The 19,071-nt window shown below is 71.6% G+C and carries 14 protein-coding genes and 1 tRNA gene; 9 read left to right on the forward strand and 6 right to left on the reverse strand.

Annotated features, from left to right (window positions below):
• Positions 1–89 precede the first annotated feature (89 nt).
• From B5F85_RS05410 to B5F85_RS05420, 3 genes are read right to left on the reverse strand one after another with little or no spacing between them, the layout of a single operon-like run.
• A complete protein-coding gene (locus tag B5F85_RS05410) occupies positions 90–1,067 on the reverse strand; it encodes a zinc ribbon domain-containing protein (protein ID WP_087315150.1) in 978 nt (325 codons plus the stop codon).
• The gene (acnA, locus tag B5F85_RS05415; protein ID WP_087315152.1) at positions 1,064–3,751 is read right to left on the reverse strand and encodes an aconitate hydratase AcnA; all 2,688 of its coding nucleotides are present in this window, start codon (positions 3,749–3,751) and stop codon (positions 1,064–1,066) included. Before acnA ends, B5F85_RS05410 begins: the two co-directional genes overlap by 4 nt.
• On the reverse strand, positions 3,735–6,131 hold the full coding sequence (locus tag B5F85_RS05420; RefSeq protein ID WP_087315154.1) for an HAD-IC family P-type ATPase: 2,397 nt from the start codon (positions 6,129–6,131) through the stop codon (positions 3,735–3,737). The genes acnA and B5F85_RS05420 overlap by 17 nt, the downstream gene beginning before the upstream one ends.
• Positions 6,132–6,273: 142 nt before the next feature.
• Here B5F85_RS05420 and B5F85_RS05425 point away from each other — a divergent pair.
• From B5F85_RS05425 to B5F85_RS05465, 9 genes are all read left to right on the forward strand, one after another.
• Positions 6,274–6,350 (forward strand) — tRNA-Arg (locus B5F85_RS05425).
• Positions 6,351–6,480: 130 nt separating this feature from the next.
• A complete protein-coding gene (gene aroF / locus B5F85_RS05430) occupies positions 6,481–7,506 on the forward strand; it encodes a 3-deoxy-7-phosphoheptulonate synthase (RefSeq protein ID WP_087315156.1) in 1,026 nt (341 codons plus the stop codon).
• Complete coding sequence (locus B5F85_RS05435) at positions 7,507–8,391, forward strand: prephenate dehydrogenase (protein ID WP_087315158.1); 885 nt, start codon at positions 7,507–7,509, stop codon at positions 8,389–8,391.
• A complete protein-coding gene (gene aroB, locus B5F85_RS05440; RefSeq protein WP_087315160.1) occupies positions 8,388–9,506 on the forward strand; it encodes a 3-dehydroquinate synthase in 1,119 nt (372 codons plus the stop codon). Before B5F85_RS05435 ends, aroB begins: the two co-directional genes overlap by 4 nt.
• Positions 9,503–10,819 carry a 3-phosphoshikimate 1-carboxyvinyltransferase gene (gene aroA, locus B5F85_RS05445; RefSeq protein ID WP_087315162.1) on the forward strand — a complete coding sequence of 439 codons (1,317 nt, stop codon included), beginning with the start codon at positions 9,503–9,505 and terminating at the stop codon, positions 10,817–10,819. Before aroB ends, aroA begins: the two co-directional genes overlap by 4 nt.
• Positions 10,819–11,934 carry a chorismate synthase gene (gene aroC / locus B5F85_RS05450; protein ID WP_087315164.1) on the forward strand — a complete coding sequence of 372 codons (1,116 nt, stop codon included), beginning with the start codon at positions 10,819–10,821 and terminating at the stop codon, positions 11,932–11,934. The genes aroA and aroC overlap by 1 nt, the downstream gene beginning before the upstream one ends.
• A gap of 292 nt (positions 11,935–12,226) precedes the next feature.
• Positions 12,227–13,378, forward strand: a complete 1,152-nt coding sequence (locus B5F85_RS05455; RefSeq protein WP_087315166.1) for a bifunctional chorismate mutase/prephenate dehydratase — start codon at positions 12,227–12,229, stop codon at positions 13,376–13,378.
• Positions 13,378–14,670: a shikimate kinase gene (locus tag B5F85_RS05460; RefSeq protein ID WP_087315168.1), complete on the forward strand. Its 1,293-nt coding sequence runs from the start codon at positions 13,378–13,380 to the stop codon at positions 14,668–14,670. The genes B5F85_RS05455 and B5F85_RS05460 overlap by 1 nt, the downstream gene beginning before the upstream one ends.
• 261 nt (positions 14,671–14,931) lie before the next feature.
• Positions 14,932–15,891 (forward strand): type II 3-dehydroquinate dehydratase, encoded by a 960-nt coding sequence (locus B5F85_RS05465; RefSeq protein ID WP_087315170.1) that lies wholly within the window; start codon positions 14,932–14,934, stop codon positions 15,889–15,891.
• A gap of 278 nt (positions 15,892–16,169) precedes the next feature.
• On the opposite strand, the gene B5F85_RS05470 is transcribed toward B5F85_RS05465, so the two are convergent.
• The 3 genes from B5F85_RS05470 to B5F85_RS05480 form a co-directional block, all read right to left on the reverse strand.
• Positions 16,170–16,574 (reverse strand): hypothetical protein, encoded by a 405-nt coding sequence (locus B5F85_RS05470; RefSeq protein WP_087315171.1) that lies wholly within the window; start codon positions 16,572–16,574, stop codon positions 16,170–16,172.
• An 82-nt stretch (positions 16,575–16,656) separates the two neighbouring features.
• A complete protein-coding gene (locus tag B5F85_RS05475; protein WP_087315173.1) occupies positions 16,657–18,396 on the reverse strand; it encodes a LuxR C-terminal-related transcriptional regulator in 1,740 nt (579 codons plus the stop codon).
• Between the two features lie 4 nt (positions 18,397–18,400).
• On the reverse strand, positions 18,401–19,003 hold the full coding sequence (locus tag B5F85_RS05480) for a 5-formyltetrahydrofolate cyclo-ligase (protein ID WP_087315175.1): 603 nt from the start codon (positions 19,001–19,003) through the stop codon (positions 18,401–18,403).
• Between the last annotated feature and the right edge of the window lie 68 nt (positions 19,004–19,071).

Raw genomic sequence — 19,071 nt, forward strand, 5'->3', positions numbered from 1 at the left:
TCACGTTCCGACGCAAAGGTCGGCTTCCTACAACTCAATGATTTTAGCAGGAAGCGTTCCGTTTCACATATTCGGCAGAGAAGGAGGCCCTAATCCTGAGGTTGTGACCCCTCGGGCGTCCAGAGGTCGTATTGCTGCTCGAAACGACGGGCGTAGTCGCGCGACGAGCTCAGCTCGGAGACGATCGCGGCGGCGTCGGACTCGATGTCGTCAGAGGCGGCCGCGAGCTCCCACGCCGACGTCAGGATGTCGCAGCGGTTTCTCAGCCAGCTCCCGAGGGTCACGAGGGAGTCGACCGCCTCCGTGTTGGTGCCGTCATCAAGCGAGCTCACCTCGGAGATGAGGTTCGAGACCTCGATCGAGACCTCCTCGGCCTCGTCGAGCCACTCGGCGCGCTGCTCGTCGGTCGACTCCGCGGAGACGCCGTCGGACTTGAGGAGCTCCTCGCTCTCCCCCACGCTCTCGGCGAGCTCGCCGAGCCGCTCGTGCTCCTGGGAGAGCAGCTCGGCGGCAGAGGTGACCTCGCCGCCGCCCGCGCTGTCCTGTCCCGTCAGGCTCTCGAGAAAGCCGGGGAAGCCCTGCATGGAGGTGTCGGCCGGCGTCGTCGCCGAGATGCGCGTGGCCTCCGGGTTCCAGGGGTGCGTGATCAGGAGGGCCGCGCCGCCCACGACGACCACGGCGAGAAGGGCGGCGAGGACGATGGCCCGGGTGCGCGGGAGCCGGTCGACCCTCCTCGTCCCGAGCGCGGCGTCGTCCTCGGGGGGAATGGCGCTCTCGATGCGGGTCATGGCCCCGGTCTCCCCCGGCGCCCCGAGCGCGTCCATCATGCCGGTGTTGCCGATGTCCGGGAGGTCGATCTCGCGACGCCTGCGCTCGGGGCGCTGCTCGCGGACCGTGGTCCCGCACTTGGGGCACTCGCTCACCCCGGGCGCGACGAGCGCCCCGCAGGCGGGGCACCAGGTCGCCCCCGTGAGGGAGAGCTTGCGCGTCACGTCGAGCGAGGCGTGGCACGAGGGGCAGGTGATGGCTTCGTCGGGCACGCGGCGACCGCAGGAGGGGCAGATCATGCGCGACCCTCGCCCGAGCGCCCGATGAGGCTCTCGAGGACGTACGGGAGGATGCCCCCCTGCGCGAGGAAGCTCCCCTCCATCGGGGTGTCGACGCGGACGACGCACGTGAAGCGGACCTCGGTGCCGTCGGCGCGCGTGGCGGTGACGCGGGCCCGGCGGGGGGTAGGAAGCCCGCCCGAGAGGTCGATGGGCTCGACTTCGAAGGTCTCCTCGCCCGTGAGGCCGAGGGTCTCGGCGCTCTCGCCCTCCGCGAACTGCAGCGGCAGCACGCCCATCTGAACGAGGTTCGAGCGGTGGATGCGCTCGAAGCTCTCGGCGATGACCGCGCGGACCCCCAGCAGCAGCGGGCCCTTGCCCGCCCAGTCGCGGCTGGAGCCCGAGCCGTAGAGCTTGCCGGCCACAACCACGAGCGGCACGCCCGCAGCGCGATAGGCCTCGGCGGCGTCGAAGATGGGCTCGACCTCGCCGGTCAGGAGGTTCTTGGTCCACCCGCCGACGCGGCCGCCGGCGAGCGCGTTTCTCAGCTTCACGTTGGCGAAGGTGCCGCGCGCCATGACCTCGTGGTTGCCGCGGCGCGCGCCGTAGGTGTTGAAGTCTTCGCGGGCCACGCCGCGCTCCTCGAGGTAGCGCGCCGCCGGGGAGCTTGCGGCGATCGAGCCTGCCGGAGAGATGTGGTCGGTCGTCACGAAGTCGCCGAGCAGGGCGAGCGCACGGGCGCCGGAGACGCCAAAGGTCGCGCTCGGGCGGGCGATCTCGAAGTAGGGCGCGCGGCGCACGTAGGTGGAGTCAGGGTCCCAGGCAAAGGTCGAGGAGCTCGAGGACTCGATGGCCTGCCAGGTCTTGGAGCCCTCGAGCAGGCCCTCGGAGCCCTCGGTAAACAGGCTCGCGTCGCAGTGGGCGGCGAGAAGCGCCTCGATCTCGGCGTCGTCGGGCATGATGTCGGCGAGCATGACGGGCGTGCCGTCGGCGGCCAGGCCGACGGGCTCGGTCGTGAGGTCGACGTCCATGGTGCCGACGAGCGAGTACGCGACGACGAGCGCGGGCTGGCAGAGGTAGTTCTGGCTGACGTCGGGCGAGATGCGCCCCTCGAAGTTGCGGTTTCCGGAGAGGACGCTCGTCAGCTCGAGCTCGCTGGCGTGCGGCTTGAGGCAGGACTTGATCTCTCCGGAGTTGCCGATGCAGCTCATGCAGCCGAAGCCGCACGTGAAGAAGCCGAGCTGGCGGAGCGGCTCGGCGAGGCCGCAGCGCTCGAGCAGAAGCTGAGTGGCGTGGCTGCCCGGGGCGAGGACCTTCTTGACCCAGGGGCGCGGAGCGAGTCCGCGCTCGACCGCGTGGCGGGCGACGAGGCCGGCGGCGACCATCATGGCAGGGTCCGTGGCGGTGGTGCAGCTCGTGATCGCGGCGATGGCTATGGCGCCGTGGCGCAGCGCGCCGACACCCTCGACCTCGACGGCCTGCGCGAGGTTGCGCCCGGCCTCGCGGGCGCTGGACTCGAACCGCTCCTTGAGGCCGGAGACGGGCACGCGGTCGTGCGGCCGCGAGGGGCCGGCGAGCGAGGGCTCGACGGAGCCGAGGTCGAGCTCGAGCGTGCGCGCGTAGGCGCGGCCGTCGGTCGCGCCAAAGACGCCCTGGGCCTCGAGGTAGGCGCGGGCGAAGGCGAGCTCGCCGCCGTCGCGGCCCGCGAGCGCGAGGTAGCCGAGCGTCTCGTCGTCAACGGGGAAGAGGGTCGCCGTCGCGCCGTACTCGGGCGTCATGTTGGCGACGCAGGCGCGCTGCGTGGCGCTGAGGCCCGCGACGCCCGCACCCGTCACCTCGACGATGGTCCCGACGACGCCCTCGCGGCGCAGGAGCTGCGCCACGGTCAGGGCGAGGTCCATGCCCGAGACGCCCGCGCGGAGCGCGCCGGAGAGGCGCAGCTCGACGACGGGGGGCACGAGCATCGAGATGGGCTGACCGAGCGCGGCGGCCTCGGCCTCGATGCCGCCCACGCCCCAGCCGAGCACGCCCACGCCGTTGGCCGTCGTGGTGTGCGAGTCGGTCCCGACGAGCGTGTCGAAGCAGGCATGGGCGCCTTCCGCACAGAGCGCGTCGGTGGTCACGACGTCGCAGAAGCGCTCGATGTTGAGCTGGTGGCAGATGCCGCCGCCGGGGGGCACGATCTCGACGTTTTGGAAGGAGCGGCTCGCCCACTTGAGGAAGGCGAAGCGCTCGCGGTTGCGCGCGGCCTCGATCTGCTGGTTCTTCTCGACCGCGCAGGGGGTCTCCGCCTCGTCGGCGATGACCGAGTGGTCGACGACGAGGGTGCAGGGGATCTGGGGGTTCACGAGCATGGGGTCGCCGCCGCGCTCGACCATCGCGTCGCGCATCGCGGCGAAGTCGACGAACACGGGAACGCCCGTGAAGTCCTGGAAGAGCACGCGCGCGGGCATGAACTCGATCTCGTCGCCCGCGCGGCCCGCGAGGCCCGCCTCGACGACGGCGGACGCCATGCGCACGGCGTCGTCGTCGGTCGCCGCGCGGCGCACGACGTTCTCGAGCAGCGTCACGAGGGCGCGGGGCAGGCGCTCGGCGCCGGGGATGCCGGAGACGACGGTCGCGAGGCGGCTCACGCCGTTTGCCTCGAGGGTGACGGGGCGGCGCGCGTGGGCGACGGCGCTCCGGAAGTCAGCGGTCACGGTCATGCTTTCCCTCCACTAGTCGCACGAGACGGGAGAAGCGCTCGCTGTTCTCATAGGTGGCGAGCGAGCGCCGATAGAGCAGGTTGAACGCCGCGACCGCGAGAAGGCCCGCCGCGACGATCACGACACCCATGCTAGCGTCAAAGGACACGATCTCGAAGAAAGAACCAAAGACCGTACACCCAAGCGCAACAATGCCGATGACGACGACGAGCAGCGCGGCTCGAAGTGGCGTCAGGGGCTGCGAGATCCTCCAGATGAGCGCGATGCCCACGAAGGCGACGAGCGCGGTGCAGACCGTGGAGATCTCGTCGAAGGAGTGGCCGAGCGCCCGGCCGACGATCAGCTCCGCGAGAAGCGCCGCGACGATCGCGGCGGAGGCGGGCAGCGACCGGGCGAGCACGTTGGCGAGGAAGCTCCCGCGGACGAGGTCGTGGTTGGGCTCGAGCGCGAGCACAAACGACGGGATCCCGATGATCGCCGTGGAGAGCAGCGACATCTGGATCGGGATGAAGGGGTACGGCGGCATGACGATGCACACGAGCGCGAGCACCGCCGTGAAGACGGTCTTGACGAGGAAGAGCGAGGCGGAGCGCTGGAGGTTGTTGATGGAGCGCCGGCCCTCGGCCACGACCTCGGGCATGTGGGAGAAGTCGTTGTCCGCGAGCACGATCTCCGAGACGTTGCGCGCCGCGGCCGACCCCGACGCCATCGCGACCGAGCAGTCGGCCTCGCGCAGGGCGAGCACGTCGTTCACGCCGTCGCCGGTCATGGCCACCGTGCGGCCGCGACGATGCAGGGCGCGGACGAGCTCGCGCTTCTGCTGCGGCGTGACGCGCCCGAAGACGCGCGCCTCGTCGACGGCGGCGTCGAGCTTCTCGGGCGTGTCGAGGGTCGCGGCGTCGACGTAGCGCTCGGCGAGCGGGACGCCGGCACGCGCGGCGATGGCCGACACGGTGCGGGGGTCGTCGCCGGAGATGACGCGCAGCTCGACGCCCTGCTCGAGGAAGAAGCGCATGGTGTCGGGGGCGGTCGCGCGGATCTCGTCTCGGATGGCCACGCACCCGATCAGGCGGACGTCGCCGAGAAGGGCGTTCTCCTCGTCAAACCCCGCGGCCTGGCCCACCACCAGCACGCGCTCCGTGGCGTCGAAGGCGACGGCGAGGGCGTCGGCCTCCCGGGCGCGATCGCGGCCCAGGACGAAGGCGGCCGCGCCCATCACGAGGGCCCGCCCGTCCGCGGTGACGCAGCCGGAGTACTTGCGGGCCGAGTCGAAGGGCACCGCGCGGGCCGTCTCCCCGGGCGTCACGCCGACGTCGCGGGCGTGGCGCAGCAGCGCGAGCGCGGTCTCGTTGGCGTCCTGCGCGTTGGCGGCCGCGATGGCGGCCATGGCGGCCTCGACGTCGCCCGGCGAGAAACCGGGCGCGGCGGCGACTGAGGAGAGCTCCATCTCGCCGGAGGTGATGGTGCCGGTCTTGTCGAGGCACAGCGTGTCCACGCGCGCAAGCGTCTCGACGCAGTAGGCCTGCTGCACGAGCACCATGCGTCTGCCCAGACGGAAGGTCGCGATCGCGAGCACCGACGAGGTGAGCAGGACGAGGCCCTGTGGGATCATGCCGATGACCGCGGCGACGGAGGTGAGGATCGCGTCGTCGAGCGTGCCTCCGTCCATGAGGAGGCTTCGCAGGAACAGCCCCAGCCCGAGCGGCACGAGGACGACCGTGCCCAGGCGGATGATCGCCTTGAGGGTGGTCTGGATCTCGGAGCGGACGGCCTTGACGTACTTGGCCTCGGCGTTGATGCGCGCCGCGTAGCCCTCCGCGCCCACGCACCTCACGCGCGCGACGAGGCTGCCCGCGTCGACGAAGCTCCCCGAGAGCAGCTCGTCTCCCGGGCCCTTGGAGACGGGCTTCGCCTCGCCGGTGAGCAGGCTCTCGTTCATGGAGACGTTGCCGGAGACGATGACGGCGTCGGCGGGGACCTGGTCTCCGTGGGCGAGCCGCATGAGGTCGTCGACGACGAGCTCGGAGGGCGGAAGCGTGCGCTCCCCCGAGACGCGGATGACCGTGACCTCCTTCTGCGTGAGGATCGTGAGCTTGTCCACCATGCGCTTGGCGCGGATCTCCTGCGTCACGCCGATCACGAGGTTGGCGCCCACCACGCACATGAAGAGCATGTTGCGGTACTGGCCCGTGAGCAGCACCAGGAGCGCGAGCGCGAGGTTCACGCCGTTGAAGAGGGTGAGGGCGTGCTCGGCCAGGATCTGGCCCACGGACTTGGTCTTGACGTCGGTGTTGGCGTTGGTGAGGCCCGCGGCGACGCGCTCGGCGACCTCCGCGTCCGTGAGCCCGCGCGTCCCCGCGTCCTTCTCGTCTTGCGTCATCGCTCCCCTCCCGGCGGTGAGTCATACGTTGGTCATTGTGCCACGGGGGCGCGACCCGTATTCAAACCTTACGAAAAAGTGAGAAGCGCCCTGCGGGCCCGCCGCAGCCGTCGCGCGCGTTTTGCTATACTGTCCCGTGCGCGCGCCCATAGCTCAGTGGATGAGAGCGTCTGCCTCCGGAGCAGAAGGTCGTGGGTTCGAATCCCCCTGGGCGCACCATCGCACGTCCGGCCCGGCCCGCCCCATGGCGGCCGGGCCTTATTCATGAGCGGGCGTAACCGTCCGGTCACACGCCCGTGGTATCATCACGCGACCTTTTTCGCACCGACGGACCTCACGGGAGGCCAGCATGATAGCGGTAGTCAAGAGCTCAGCCACCACCGAGCAGCTCGACCACTTCGTCAAGTGGATCGAGGACCGGGGCTTCAGGACCAACGTCTCCCAGGGAGACAACGAGACGCTCGTCGGCATCATCGGCGACACCACGCGGATCGACCCCTTCATCCTCGAGAGCATGGACCTCGTCGAGCGCGTCCAGCGCGTCTCCGAGCCCTTCAAGCTCGCCAACCGCAAGTTCCACCCCGAGGACACGGTCGTCGACTGCGGTCACGGCGTCCTCGTGGGCGGGGGCAACTTCCAGGTCATCGCCGGGCCCTGCTCGGTGGAGGGCGAGAACCTCATCGGGATCGCCCGCGCGGTCAAGGCCGCCGGCGCCACGATGCTGCGCGGCGGCGCCTTCAAGCCCCGCACCTCCCCCTACTCATACCAGGGCATGGGCGAGAAGGGCCTCGACCTGCTCATGGAGGCCGGCGGCGAGCTCGACATGCCGGTCGTGACCGAGGTCATGGACCCGCGCGACGTGGAGTTGTTCGTGAGCCGCGGCGTCGACGTGATGCAGGTCGGCGCGAGAAACGCGCAGAACTTCCCGCTGCTGCGCGAGCTCGGCCGCACGCAGACCCCGGTGCTGCTCAAGCGCGGCATGTCCCAGACCATCGACGAGCTCGTCATGAGCGCCGAGTACGTGATGAGCGAGGGCAACGCCAACGTGATGCTGTGCGAGCGCGGGATCCGCACCTTCGAGACCCGCACGAGAAACACCTTCGACGTGAACGCGCTGCCGGTCCTGCGCCACCTCACGCACCTGCCGGTCGTCGCCGACCCGAGCCACTCCACCGGCTACACCCGCTACGTGCGCGCAGCCGCCTACGCCGCCACCGCCGCCGGCGCGGACGCGCTCGAGATCGAGGTCCACGACTGCCCGTCGCAGGCCTGGTCCGACGGCGCCCAGGCCCTCACGCCCGAGCAGTTCGGCGACGCCATGCGCCGCATCGCCCTCATCCGCGACGCCGTCACGGCACCGATCGAGGAGGCGTAGATGGCAGACGAGAAGGACGTGGCCCCCGAGTCGACCTTCGTCCCCGGACGCTGCGGCGTCGTGAGCCTCGGCCTCATGGGCGGCTCGTTCGCGAAGGCGTTCGCCGCGGCGGGCGCCGAGGTCTTCGCCTGGAACCGCACGCGCTCGACGCTCGAGCTCGCCATGATCGAGACCGTCACCGGCGAGCTCGAAGAGTCCACGATCCCCACCTGCGAGCTCATCGTTCTCGCCGGATACCCCGCCTCCACGATCGATTGGCTCGAGCGCTACGCGCCGCTCGTATCCCCCGGCGCCATCGTCATCGACACCGTGGGCGTCAAGCGCGTCATCTGCGAGCGCTGCGAGGCGCTCTGCGCGGGCCTTCCCTTCACCTTCGTGGGCTGCCACCCGATGGCGGGCACGCAGTTCTCGGGCTTCGCCCACGCGCGCGCCACGATGTTCAAGGGCGCCCCGATGGTCGTGGTGCCGCCCAAGATGGACGACCTCGCGCGCGCGAGCGTCCTCGAGCGCCTCAAGGAGCTGCTCGCCCCCTGCGGCTTTGGCAGCTTCACGCTCGCCACGGCCGCCGAGCACGACCGCGTCATCGCCTACACCTCCCAGCTCGCGCACGTGGTCTCCAACGCCTACGTCAAGAGCCCCACGGCCCGCAGCCACAAGGGCTTCTCGGCCGGGTCCTACAAGGACCTCACCCGCGTGGCGCGGCTGAACGCCCCCATGTGGACCGAGCTCTTCCTGGACAACGCCGACAACCTGAGCGCCGAGCTCGGCTGCGTCATCGAGAGCCTCCAGGCCTACAAGGACGCGATCGACGCCGCCGACGCCGACCGGCTCGAGGCCCTGCTCGCCGAGGGGGACCGCATCAAGAGGGAGGTCGAGGGCAGATGAGCGAGAAGGACCGTGAGGTCGCGACGCGCGTCGTGCGCGTGAGTGCCGCCTCGGGCGCCTACGACGTGCACGTGGGCGCCGGCATCCTCGGGCGGGTGGGCGCCGTGGCGCGCGCGGCCGCGGGCGGCGGGCGCTGCTGCGTCATCACCGAGACCAACGTCGGGCCCCTTTATGCGGAGGGCGTCGAGGCGTCGCTCGCCTCGGCCGGCTATCACGTGGCCGAGCGCCTGGTCTTTCCCGCGGGCGAGGAGCATAAGACGCTTGAGACGCTCGGGACCCTGCTCGAGGGCCTCGCCGAGCGCGAGCTCACGCGCGACGACGTCGTGGTGGCGCTCGGCGGCGGCGTCACCGGCGACATGGGCGGCCTCGCCGCCGCGCTCTACCTGCGCGGCTGCCCCGTCGTCCAGGTGCCCACGTCGCTGCTCGCCATGGTGGACTCCTCCGTCGGCGGCAAGACCGCCGTCGACCTGGCCGCGGGCAAGAACCTCGTCGGGGCCTTCTGGCAGCCCGCCGCCGTCGTGGCGGACGTCCGCTGCCTGCGCACGGTCCCGCGCGAGCAGCTCAGCGACTCCGTCGGTGAGGTCGTCAAGCACGCCGTGCTCGCCGACCCGGCCATGCTCGAGGAGCTCACGCGCGAGCCGGTCGCCGACGGGACCCTCGACGACGCGCGCCTGGTCGGCGTCGTCGCGAGAAACGTCGAGATCAAGCGCGACGTCGTGAACGCCGACGAGCGCGAGTCCGGGCTCAGGCAGACCCTCAACCTCGGTCACACGATCGGCCACGCAATCGAGGCCGCGAGCGACTTTTCGCTCGGGCACGGCTCGTGCGTCGCCGCCGGCCTGTGCATCGTCGCCCGCGCGTGCGCCCGAGCGGGCTGGTGCTCCGCGGAGACCGCCGCGCGCATCGAAGCGGCGGTGCGGGCGCAGGGCCTGCCCACCGGCACCGAGCTCGGCGCCGACGAGCTGATGGGGTTCGTCGCCCATGACAAGAAGCGCCACGACGACGCCGTCAACCTCGTCGTGCCGGAGGCCCTGGGGTCGGCCGTCGTGAGGCGCGTCCCGCTCGCCGACCTTCGCTCGCTTATCGAGCGCGACCTCGTGGGGAGGCCCTCGTGAACGTGATCGTAGAGCCCGGCGCGCTCTCCGGGGAGATCGCCGCCCCCTCCTCGAAGTCCGAGGCCCATCGCCTGCTCATCTGTGCCGCCCTCGCCCCCGGGACGACCGACGTGGACTGCACCACCTCCTCGGACGACATCGACGCGACCATCGCCTGCCTCGAGGCGCTCGGGGCCCGCGTGGCGCGCACGCGGCGCGGCTTTCGCGTGCGCCCCGTCCCCGGAACCTCGGCGAGCGACAACGTGCCCGAGCCTCGGCCGGGTGCCGTCCTCGCGTGCGGCGAGTCCGGCTCGACGCTGCGCTTTCTGCTTCCCGTCGTCTGCGCCCTTGGCTGCGGCGGGCGGTTCGAGATGCTCGGGCGGCTGCCCGAGCGCCCGCTCTCCCCGCTCTACGAGGAGCTCGTCGCGCACGGCGCGGTCCTCGGGCCCCAGGGGCGCTCGCCGCTCGAGGTCTCGGGTCGGCTCGAGGCCGGCCGCTACGCCCTGCCCGGCAACGTGTCCTCTCAGTACGTGAGCGGCCTGCTCATGGCCGCCCCGCTGCTCGGCGGCCCCGTCGAGGTGCTCGTCAGCGAGCCGGTCGAGTCGCGACCCTACATCGACCTCACGATCGCCGCGCTCTCGCGCTTTGGCGTCTCGGTCTCGGAGGCACCCGCCCGGACCGAGGACGGGGCGCCGGCCGTCTCGTTCGTCGTCGCGCCCGGATGCCTCAGGTCCCCGGGGACGGTCGCCGTGGGCGGCGACTGGTCCGGCGCGGCCTTCTGGCTCGCGGCGGGCGCGCTCAGCCCCGAGGGCGTCTCTGTGTCCGGGCTCGACCTCGCGAGCACGCAGGGCGACCGACAGGTGCTCGCCGCGCTCGCCCTCCTCGGCGCCCGCGTCCTCAGGAGGCCGGGCGGGGCCGCGTGTGTGCGCGACGCCTCCCGCGGCACCACGCTCTCGGTCGAGAGCTGCCCCGACCTCGTCCCGCCGCTCGCCGCCGTCGCCTCGCTCGCCGAGGGGACGACCAGGATAACCGGCGCCGCACGCCTGCGCCTCAAGGAGTCGGACCGCCTCGCCACCGTCTCGGCCGCCATATGCGCCCTCGGGGGCTCCGCCCGCGTGGAGGGCGACGACCTCGTCATCGACGGGTCCCGCTCGCTGGCCGGCGGCACGGTCGACGCCGCGGGCGACCACCGCATCGCGATGATGGCCGCCGTGCTCGCCGCCCGCTGCGAGGCCCCCGTGAAGATCCTCGGCGCAGAGTGCGTCTCCAAGTCCTACCCCGCATTCTTCGAGGACCTCGCCGCGCTCGGCGGCGTCGTCAGAGAGGAGTCCTGATGCCCTCGTCGTTTGGAAGCGCCCTCAGGGTGAGCGTCTTCGGCCAGTCCCACTCCCCCGCCGTCGGCTGCGTCGTCGAGGGGCTGCCCGCGGGACTTTCGCTCGACCTCGACGAGCTGCGCGCCTTCGTCGCCCGCCGCGCCCCGGGCAACGACCCCTGGTCGACGCCGCGCAGGGAGCCCGACGAGCCGCGCATCGTCTCGGGGCTCAACGTCCGCGGCGAGACCTGCGGCGCCCCGCTCGCCGCGATCATCGAGAACACCAACACGCGCTCGGCCGATTACGACAACCTCACCGGCGTGCCCCGCCCGGGCCACGCCGACTTCACCGCCTGGGCCAAGTGGCACGGTGCCCAGGACGTCCCCGGCGGCGGCCACTTCTCCGGCCGGCTCACCGGCCCGCTCTGCGTCGCGGGCGGCGTCGCCCTGCAGTGGCTGCGCACGCGCGGCGTCACCGTGCGCGCGCACGTGGCCGAGCTCGCCGGCATCCCCGACGAGCCGCTCTGCGCCCTCGACAACACTCCCGAGGCGGCCGAGCGGCTCTCCGCCCAGATGGCCGCCCTCGCCGACGGCCGCCGCGTGCCCGTCATCGACGAGGCGGCCGGCGAGCGCATGGTCGAGGCGGTCATGGCGGCGCGGGCCCAGAAGGACACCGTCGGCGGTATCGTCGAGTGCGTCGCCTGCGGCCTGCCCGCGGGCGCGGGCTCGCCGATGTTCGACGGCATCGAGAACGTCATGGCGCGCGCCCTGTTTGGCGTGCCCGCGGTCAAGGGCGTCGAGTTCGGCCGCGGCTTCGAGGTCGCCCGCCTGCGCGGCACCGAGAACAACGACCCCTACGAGGTCCGCGACGGAGCCTGCGTCCCCGTGACCAACAACGCCGGCGGCATCCTCGGCGGCATCACGACGGGGGCGCCGGTCCTCGTCCGCTGCGCGGTCAAGCCCATATCGAGCGTCATGGTGGAGCAGGACTCCGTCGACCTCGACCGCATGGAGCCCGCCCGCCTCAAGGTCCACGGCCGCCACGACACCACGGCCGTGATCCGCGCGGTCCCCGTCGTCGAGGCCGTCTGCGCCCTCTCCCTCGCCGACGCCCTCCTCGCCTGGCCGGCGCAGTGAGGTAGCCAGGGTCGGTGGCTGAGGGGCGAGAAAGTCCGGCGCTCAGACAGTCCTCGCGCGCAGAGGACGCGCGCTGCGGAACTCGCGGCGGACCTTCACGCCCCTCAGCCACCGACGTGCACGCCATCTCCCATTCAGGTGAGAAATGGCGACGGGAGCGCGCGGGTCGTGAGGTCCGCCGCGAGTTCTTGCCGAGCGTTCTTCTCGGCAAGCTGTCTGAGCGCCGGACCTCACGACCCGCGCGCCCGGTACCATAGCGTCTGGACGACGGAGCAACCACAAGGAGGAAGCCATGGCCGAGCTCTCGGAGCTGAGGCAAGAGATTGACAGGATCGACCGCGAGATCTTCGCGCTCTTCTCCGAGCGGGCGAAGGTCTCCGAGGGGGTCGCGGCGTACAAGCGCGAGCATGGGATGCGCGTCTTCGACCCGGCGCGGGAGCGCGCGAAGGTCGCGGCGGCCGCCGAGGCGGCGCCGGAGGACCTCGCCACGTACGCGCAGGTCCTGATGGAGCTGCTCATGGAGGCCTCCCGCTCGCGCCAGCACGCGCTTCTCGGCGACGCGTCGGACGACGGGCTGCTTGCCGGCATTCGCCGCGCGCGCGAGGCCACGCCCGAGGTCTTCCCCCGCTCGGCGCACGTGAGCTGCCAGGGCGTCGAGGGCGCCTACTCGCAGATCGCGGCCGAGAAGATCTTCCGTCGGCCCACGATCGCCTACTCACCCACCTTCGACGGCGTGTTCCGCACCGTCGAGCAGGGGCTCGCCGACTACGGGGTGCTCCCGCTCGAGAACTCCACGGCGGGCTCGGTCAACCAGGTCTTCGACCTGATGATGGAGCACTCCTTCTATGTCGTGCGCACCACGCGCGTGAAGGTCGACCACAGCCTGCTCGCCCTTCCCGGCGCCGAGCTCTCCGGCATTCGTGACATCTACAGCCACCAGCAGGCCATCAGTCAGTGCGCCGAGTTCCTCTCCGGGCTGCCCGACGTGCGCGTGCACGTCTGCGAGAACACGGCCGCCGCGGCCCGCAGCGTCGCCGAGTCCGGGCGCACCGACGTCGCGGCGCTCGCCTCCCACGCCTGCGCCGCGCTCTACGGCCTCGCCGCGCTCTCCTCGGGCGTGCAGGACCGTGACAACAACTACACGCGCTTCGCCTGCATCTCCCGCAGCCTCGAGGTCTACCCCGGCGCCGACCGGGCCTCCTTCATGGCCGTGCTCCCGCACCAGCCCGGCTCCCTCTACAAGCTGCTCGCGAAGCTCTACGCGCTCGACGTCAACCTCCTCAAGCTCGAGAGCCGCCCGATCCCCGAGCGCGACTTCGAGTTCATGTTCTACTTCGACATCGAGTGCCCCGCGGCCTCGCCGGAGTTTGCCTCGCTCGTCACGACGCTCGGGAGCCTCTGCCAGGAGCTGCGCTACCTCGGCAGCTACTCGGAGGTGCTCTAGTGGCGGGCGAGAGGGGCGCGGCGGCGACCGCTCCCTACGGGCTCGTGGGGCACCCGCTCGGGCACAGCTGGTCGCCGAAGATTCACGAGCGTCTGGGATCTTTCCCCTACGCCCTGCACGACCTCGACCGGGACGAGGTCGAGCCGTTCGTCCGTGACGGCGCGTGGCGCGGCCTCAACGTCACCATCCCCTACAAGCGGCTCGCGGCCGAGCTCGCCGACGTGCGCTCGCCCGCCGTGGAGCGGCTCGGGGCCGCCAACACGCTCGTGAGGGACCGGGACGGCCGCATCGTCGCCGAGAACACCGACGTGCTGGGGTTTGCCTGGATGCTCGCGCGCTTCTGCCGCGAGCGGCTGAGCGAGTCGCCGCGCGGTCTGCTCGAGGGTAGGAAGGCGCTCGTGCTTGGGAGCGGCGGCGCGGCCGCGGCGGTCCGCGACGCCCTGGAGCACGCGGCCGGGGCGCGCGTCGTCACCATCTCGCGCTCCGGCGACGAGACCTATGCGACCCTCGCCGAGCGGCACGCCGACGCCGTTCTTCTCGTCAACACCACGCCGGTGGGCATGTTCCCGCGCTGCCCGGACTCCCCCGTCGACGAGGGCACGCTTTCTCGGCTCACGGGGCTGCGCGGCGTGCTCGACGTCGTCTACAACCCCACGCGCACGGGGCTGTGCCTTTCCGCCGAGCGCCTGGGGCTGCCCACCGAGAGCGGCCTTGCCATGCTCGTGGCGCAGGCGCTCTTTGCGAGCGGGCTCTTCCAGGGGCGCGACCTCGACGACGCCCTCGTGGGCACAATCGAGCGCGAGATTTACTTTCAGACGGAAAACGTCGTGCTCATCGGCATGCCCGGCGCCGGCAAGACCACCTGCGGGCGGGCGCTCGCGCGCGTGCTCGGCCGGCCCTTCGTCGACCTCGACGAGGCGATCGCGCTCGAGACCGGCCGCGGCGCGGCGCAGATCATCCGCGAGGACGGGGAGGACGCCTTCCGCGCGGTCGAGACGCGCGTCACCGCCGACTACGCCGCGCGCTCGGGACTCGTCATCGCCTGCGGCGGCGGCGTGGTCACGAGGCCGGAGAACCGCGACCTGCTGCGCCAGAACGGCCGCGTCGTCTTTCTCGATCGCCCCGTCTCCGAGCTCAGCTCTGCGGGTCGCCCGGTCTCCCAGGCCAAGGGCGTCGAGCGGATCGCCGCGGAGCGCATGGGGCTCTACCGCGCCTGGGCGGACGTGACGCTGCCCTGCACCGGCTCCGCCGCAGGGGACGCGGAGCTCGCGCGCGAGCTCCTCGGGCTCTAGGACCTCCCCGTCCGCCGACGCTCCCGTCCCCACGGGCGTCGGGGGACGCAGCGGGTCAACAAGTCTCGCGAGCGTCGCCGCTCAAGGTGAAAACATGGGCGTTTGCTGGAAGGTCCCGCCGTCCGCGGCGCCGCTCGGCGGAATGGGCCGCACCGGCTTGCGCGCCCCGTATACTGTGCTTTCGATTACACGGCAGTCGGCAGATGATGAGTGTGGAGACGGGGCTCCAGCTCGCGATTCGACGACGGGAAGGGTCGCGAAGTGGACAGAGATCAGATCGCGCAGGAGGTTCTCGCCGCAGTGGGCGGCAAGGGCAACGTCACCGCGAACGACATCTGCATGACCCGCCTGAGGATTCTCACCGAGGACCCCTCGCTCGTCGACACCGACCAGCTCTCCTCCGCCCGCGGCGTGCTCGGCTTCGTGAAGCGCGGCGCCAACGGCATCGAGGTCGTCTTTGGCCCCGGCAAGGTCGAGGCCGTGCACGAGGCGCTGGTTCGCCTCACGGGCATCGAGGGCAACGAGGAGGCCTTCGACGAGGCCTCGGCCATGCCCTCCCCCATTCACGTGCACATCTCCCGCAACCCGCTTCGCAGCGCCGCACTCGCGCAGAGCGAGGGCGACGTCGACGCCGCGCCCGAGGGACCCTCCGAGGAGGATGCCGAGGACGCGTCGGTCGAGGACCTCGTGAGCCTGCTCGACGTCATGGAGCCCGCGGACGCTTCGCCCGACGAGACGACGGACGTCGACGTCGACGTCGAGGACCAGCTCCCGGAGAGCCCCGTGCGCGCGCTCGTCATCAACGGGCCCAACATCAACATGCTGGGCATCCGCGAGCCCGACATCTACGGGCACGACTCGTACCGCGCGATGCTGCGCATCTGCCACGACGCCGCGCTCGAGGCCGGCTTTGCTGACTGCACCTGCTTCCAGTCCAACCACGAGGGCGACCTCATCGACGCCATCCAGGACGCGTACGGCACCTATGCCGGCATCATCATCAACCCCGGCGCCTACACGCACACCTCTATCGCAATCCTCGACGCCGCCAAGGCCGTGGGCCTGCCCATGATCGAGGTGCACATCTCCAAGCTCGAGGATCGCGAGGACTTCCGCCAGGTGTCCTACATCCGCGCCGCCTGCTTCGAGACCATCACGGGCCTGGGCGTCGAGGGCTATCGCAAGGCGCTGTTCGACATGGCCGCGCACCTGGGCCTGTAGCGCCGTCGGCTGGCACGAACCCAAGCTCTCGTTTGGGTGCGCGCGGGCCCTGCCCGCACTTCTCAGCATTCTTCGGGATCCCGCCCGCACTTCTCGGCTGTCGCTTCCGGTGCGGGCTGGAGCGCACTCGATGCGCGCACTCCGGGGCATTGGCCGAGAAGGACCGCGCACTCGATGCAGTCTATGCCCAAAACCGCCCGCACCTGTTGCCCGCACTCACGAGTGCGGGCGCCGAGCGCAGATGCGCCAGGTCAGGGCCTGATGGCGGATGCCCGTCGTCATGCGCCGCGGCGCCGCGCCCTGAGCGCCCTCACGCCCGCACCGAACCCAAAGCCCACGGCCGAGACGGCACCGCCAAAGGCGAGCGCCGTCAGGTCGGGCGGGTGGACGTTGCCAAACGTCAGCGTGTTGGCCAAAAGAAACGTCAGGCTCGGGAGCAGCATGGACAGGACGGCCGCCACCGGGATGATGAGCCAGCTCCTCGTTCCGTAGGGCCTGAGAAGGCCCGCCGTGAGCGAGGTTCCCAGGACCGTCGCGGGCATGAGCCCGTAGAAGAAGATCAGCGCATAGCCCAGGGCGTCCGAGGGACCGATAACGCACCAGAAGACGAGAAGCGACAGGAGCCAGACGGCGAGAAGAACGGCGGGCACGGCGATCTTTGCGGTGCTTGCGGCGCGCTTCATGGCAGCCTCCTTCCGAAGGGGTTGCCACAATGGTACCCAGTGCGGCGCGGGGCGTCTGTCAACCCCGGGGATGCGCGTCGGCTCAGCCTGTCAACCCGGCCCGACCCTCGAGGTATTCTCGCAGCTCGACGGCATTGTGGATGCCGAGCGCCCGATAGCAGCGCGTCCGCGCGGACTTGACCGTCCCTGGGGCCACGTGCAGGCGCTCGCAGATGGCACGCTCGCCCTCGCCGAGCGAGAGGAGCAGCGCGACGTTGGCCTGAAGCTCGCTCAGGCCGGCCCTTCTCAGGATGGCGACCTGCTCCTCGCGGTCATCGCGGGCGGCGGGGCGGAAGGCCACGCCAAAGACGAGCGCGCCGAGCGCCGCCACGAGGCACCACAGGCCCTCGACCACGCCGGGAAAAACCTCGAGAGGCGCGGTCAGGCAGGAGCCGAGCAGCAGGGAGAGCCCCGCGAGGGCCGTGACCTCACGTCCGCGGCACGCAAGCTCTCGCAGGCCGGAGACGGTCGAGCGCCGAAGCCACGTGCGGACGTCGATGCCCGGGTCCGCGCTGACCGGCCGCGCCCCGAGATACAGGACGCCGAGCGCAAGGACCAGCGCGGCGAGCGAGCGGCGCCCGGGGACGAGGGGCCATGAGGAGACGAAGAGCGGGGGCACGGCGACGGAGCAGAGCAGGCAGACGACGCCGCGCTCCCAGGAGGGGCGCACGCCCGTCCGTTCCCGGAGCGCGCGACGGCCCCCGGTGTCGGGCGCAAGGACGAGAAAGGCGACGAGGGCGACGCACGAGAGCACGTCGCCCGCGAGGCAGGCCACGACGGGGCGGACCGGCCCCGCCCAGGGCGCGAGCAGCAGGGCGAGCAGCGCGGCGCCGAGAAGGGCGCGCGCCCACGATGGGACGCGACGGTGCCCGGAGCCGTCGGGGCGCAGACTGCCGGCGTCGCTCGTCCAGGAGCTCACGCGCGAGACGAGCTCGACCTTGGAGGACACGCCGAGCTTCTCGTAGCCGCGCGTGCGGTTGGTGCCGACGGTCGACTCCGAGACGTCGAGCGCCTGCGCGATGACGCGGCGCGGCTCTCCGCAGAGCGTCCGGACGAGGACCTCGCGCTCGCGGTCGCTGAGCTCGCGCTCCGCGAGGTCGTCGAGGGCGCGGCGCATCGTCGCCGCATAGTCCCCCTCGCCGCCGTCTGAGGCGAGCGAGGCGAGCAGCGGCACGCCGCAGGCGCTTAAGGCCACGAGCGAGGCCGTCGCAAGAACCACGAGCCCGGACTCGCCCGCCGCCATCGAGCAGCTAAGCAGCGCCGCGGGCGCGAGGGCGGCGAAGAGCTCGGGCTCCGAGAGCGAGCGTCCCGCGCGCGCCCTGGTGAGGACGGCAAGGGCAAAGAGCGCGCCGAGAAAGACGGCGGAGGCTACCCGGGGCACGGGAAGCAGCCATGCGGCGGCGAGCAGGGCGAGGACGGCGACGAGCTCGCCCGCCAGGGCGCCGGAGCGCGCGGCGCGTCGCTCGTCCTTCTCGCCAAGCGAGAGGCACACCCATCCGGCGAGCGCGAGCGCCCCGGGGATCGCGATGAGCCCGGGGGCGATCGCCCAAACGAGGGCGAGCGCGGGCGTGACCAGGAGGCCGACCACGGCTACGACCCTTCGGCACCGCTCCGCCGAGACGCGGTCCGCGGCGCCGAGGATCCTGCCGGCCATGAGGGCGGAGCCGGCGAGGAGGTAGGCGACGGGCGAGAGCCCGAGCGCGACGAGCCCCGCGAGCACGCCCGTCCAGAGCGGCCAGGCGACCGTTCGGCGGCGCTCGATAAGGGCGTAGGCGCGCAGCATGGCGTCAGAGGTTCTGGCTGCAGCCCCAGACGGTCCCCTCACTCACGAGGAAGTCGACCGGGACGTCGTGCCCCCCCACCGGGAGCGGGTTGGACGAAAGCTGCGTCACGCGGGCGAGGCCGATCTTGTTGCCGGGGTAGAACGCGAGGAAGCGGTCGTAGTAGCCGCCGCCGTAGCCCACGCGGTGCCCCGCGCCGTCAAAGACGAGGCCGGGCACGAGGCAGGCGGTGCGCACCATCTCGGGCACCGTGAGGGCCGGCGTGTCGCCGGGGGGCTCGAGGATGCCCATCGTTCCGGGGACGAGCCCCTCGAGCGACTCGATCTCGTGGAAGGCCATCTTGTGCGCCGCGCGGTCGACGCGCGGGACGGCGACGCGGCGGCCCTCGTCGAGCAGCTCCTCGATCAGGGCGCGTGTGTCGACCTCGGCGCCAAAGGAGACGTAGGTGAGCACGATGGGCGCGCGCCGGAAGACGTCGAAGGAGCGCAGCGCGCGGCGAATGGCCTCGTCCGAGGAGATTCGCAGGCGCGCGGGGACGGTGCGGCGAACGCGCAGGTAGTTGCTCCTGAGTGAGCTCTTGTCGGCGTCCGTGCCGTATGAGCTTGCCACCGCTCCTCCTCTTCTCGACCTCGACCAGATTATTCTAACAGGCTTTTGCGAGGACCCCGCGCACGAGG

The organism is Olsenella sp. An293 (assembly GCF_002159495.1).
Taxonomy (GTDB): Bacteria; Actinomycetota; Coriobacteriia; order Coriobacteriales; family Atopobiaceae; genus Thermophilibacter.

What these genes read in the sequence shown, in the direction of transcription:
- aroF (WP_087315156.1), top strand. Translation starts at nt 6,481, where the DNA reads ATGATAGCGGTAGTCAAGAGCTCAGCCACCACCGAGCAGCTCGACCAC.
- acnA (WP_087315152.1), bottom strand. Translation starts at nt 3,751, where the DNA reads ATGACCGTGACCGCTGACTTCCGGAGCGCCGTCGCCCACGCGCGCCGC.
- B5F85_RS05455 (WP_087315166.1), top strand. Translation starts at nt 12,227, where the DNA reads ATGGCCGAGCTCTCGGAGCTGAGGCAAGAGATTGACAGGATCGACCGC.
- B5F85_RS05470 (WP_087315171.1), bottom strand. Translation starts at nt 16,574, where the DNA reads ATGAAGCGCGCCGCAAGCACCGCAAAGATCGCCGTGCCCGCCGTTCTT.
- B5F85_RS05475 (WP_087315173.1), bottom strand. Translation starts at nt 18,396, where the DNA reads ATGCTGCGCGCCTACGCCCTTATCGAGCGCCGCCGAACGGTCGCCTGG.
- B5F85_RS05420 (WP_087315154.1), bottom strand. Translation starts at nt 6,131, where the DNA reads ATGACGCAAGACGAGAAGGACGCGGGGACGCGCGGGCTCACGGACGCG.
- aroB (WP_087315160.1), top strand. Translation starts at nt 8,388, where the DNA reads ATGAGCGAGAAGGACCGTGAGGTCGCGACGCGCGTCGTGCGCGTGAGT.
- aroC (WP_087315164.1), top strand. Translation starts at nt 10,819, where the DNA reads ATGCCCTCGTCGTTTGGAAGCGCCCTCAGGGTGAGCGTCTTCGGCCAG.
- B5F85_RS05435 (WP_087315158.1), top strand. Translation starts at nt 7,507, where the DNA reads ATGGCAGACGAGAAGGACGTGGCCCCCGAGTCGACCTTCGTCCCCGGA.
- B5F85_RS05410 (WP_087315150.1), bottom strand. Translation starts at nt 1,067, where the DNA reads ATGATCTGCCCCTCCTGCGGTCGCCGCGTGCCCGACGAAGCCATCACC.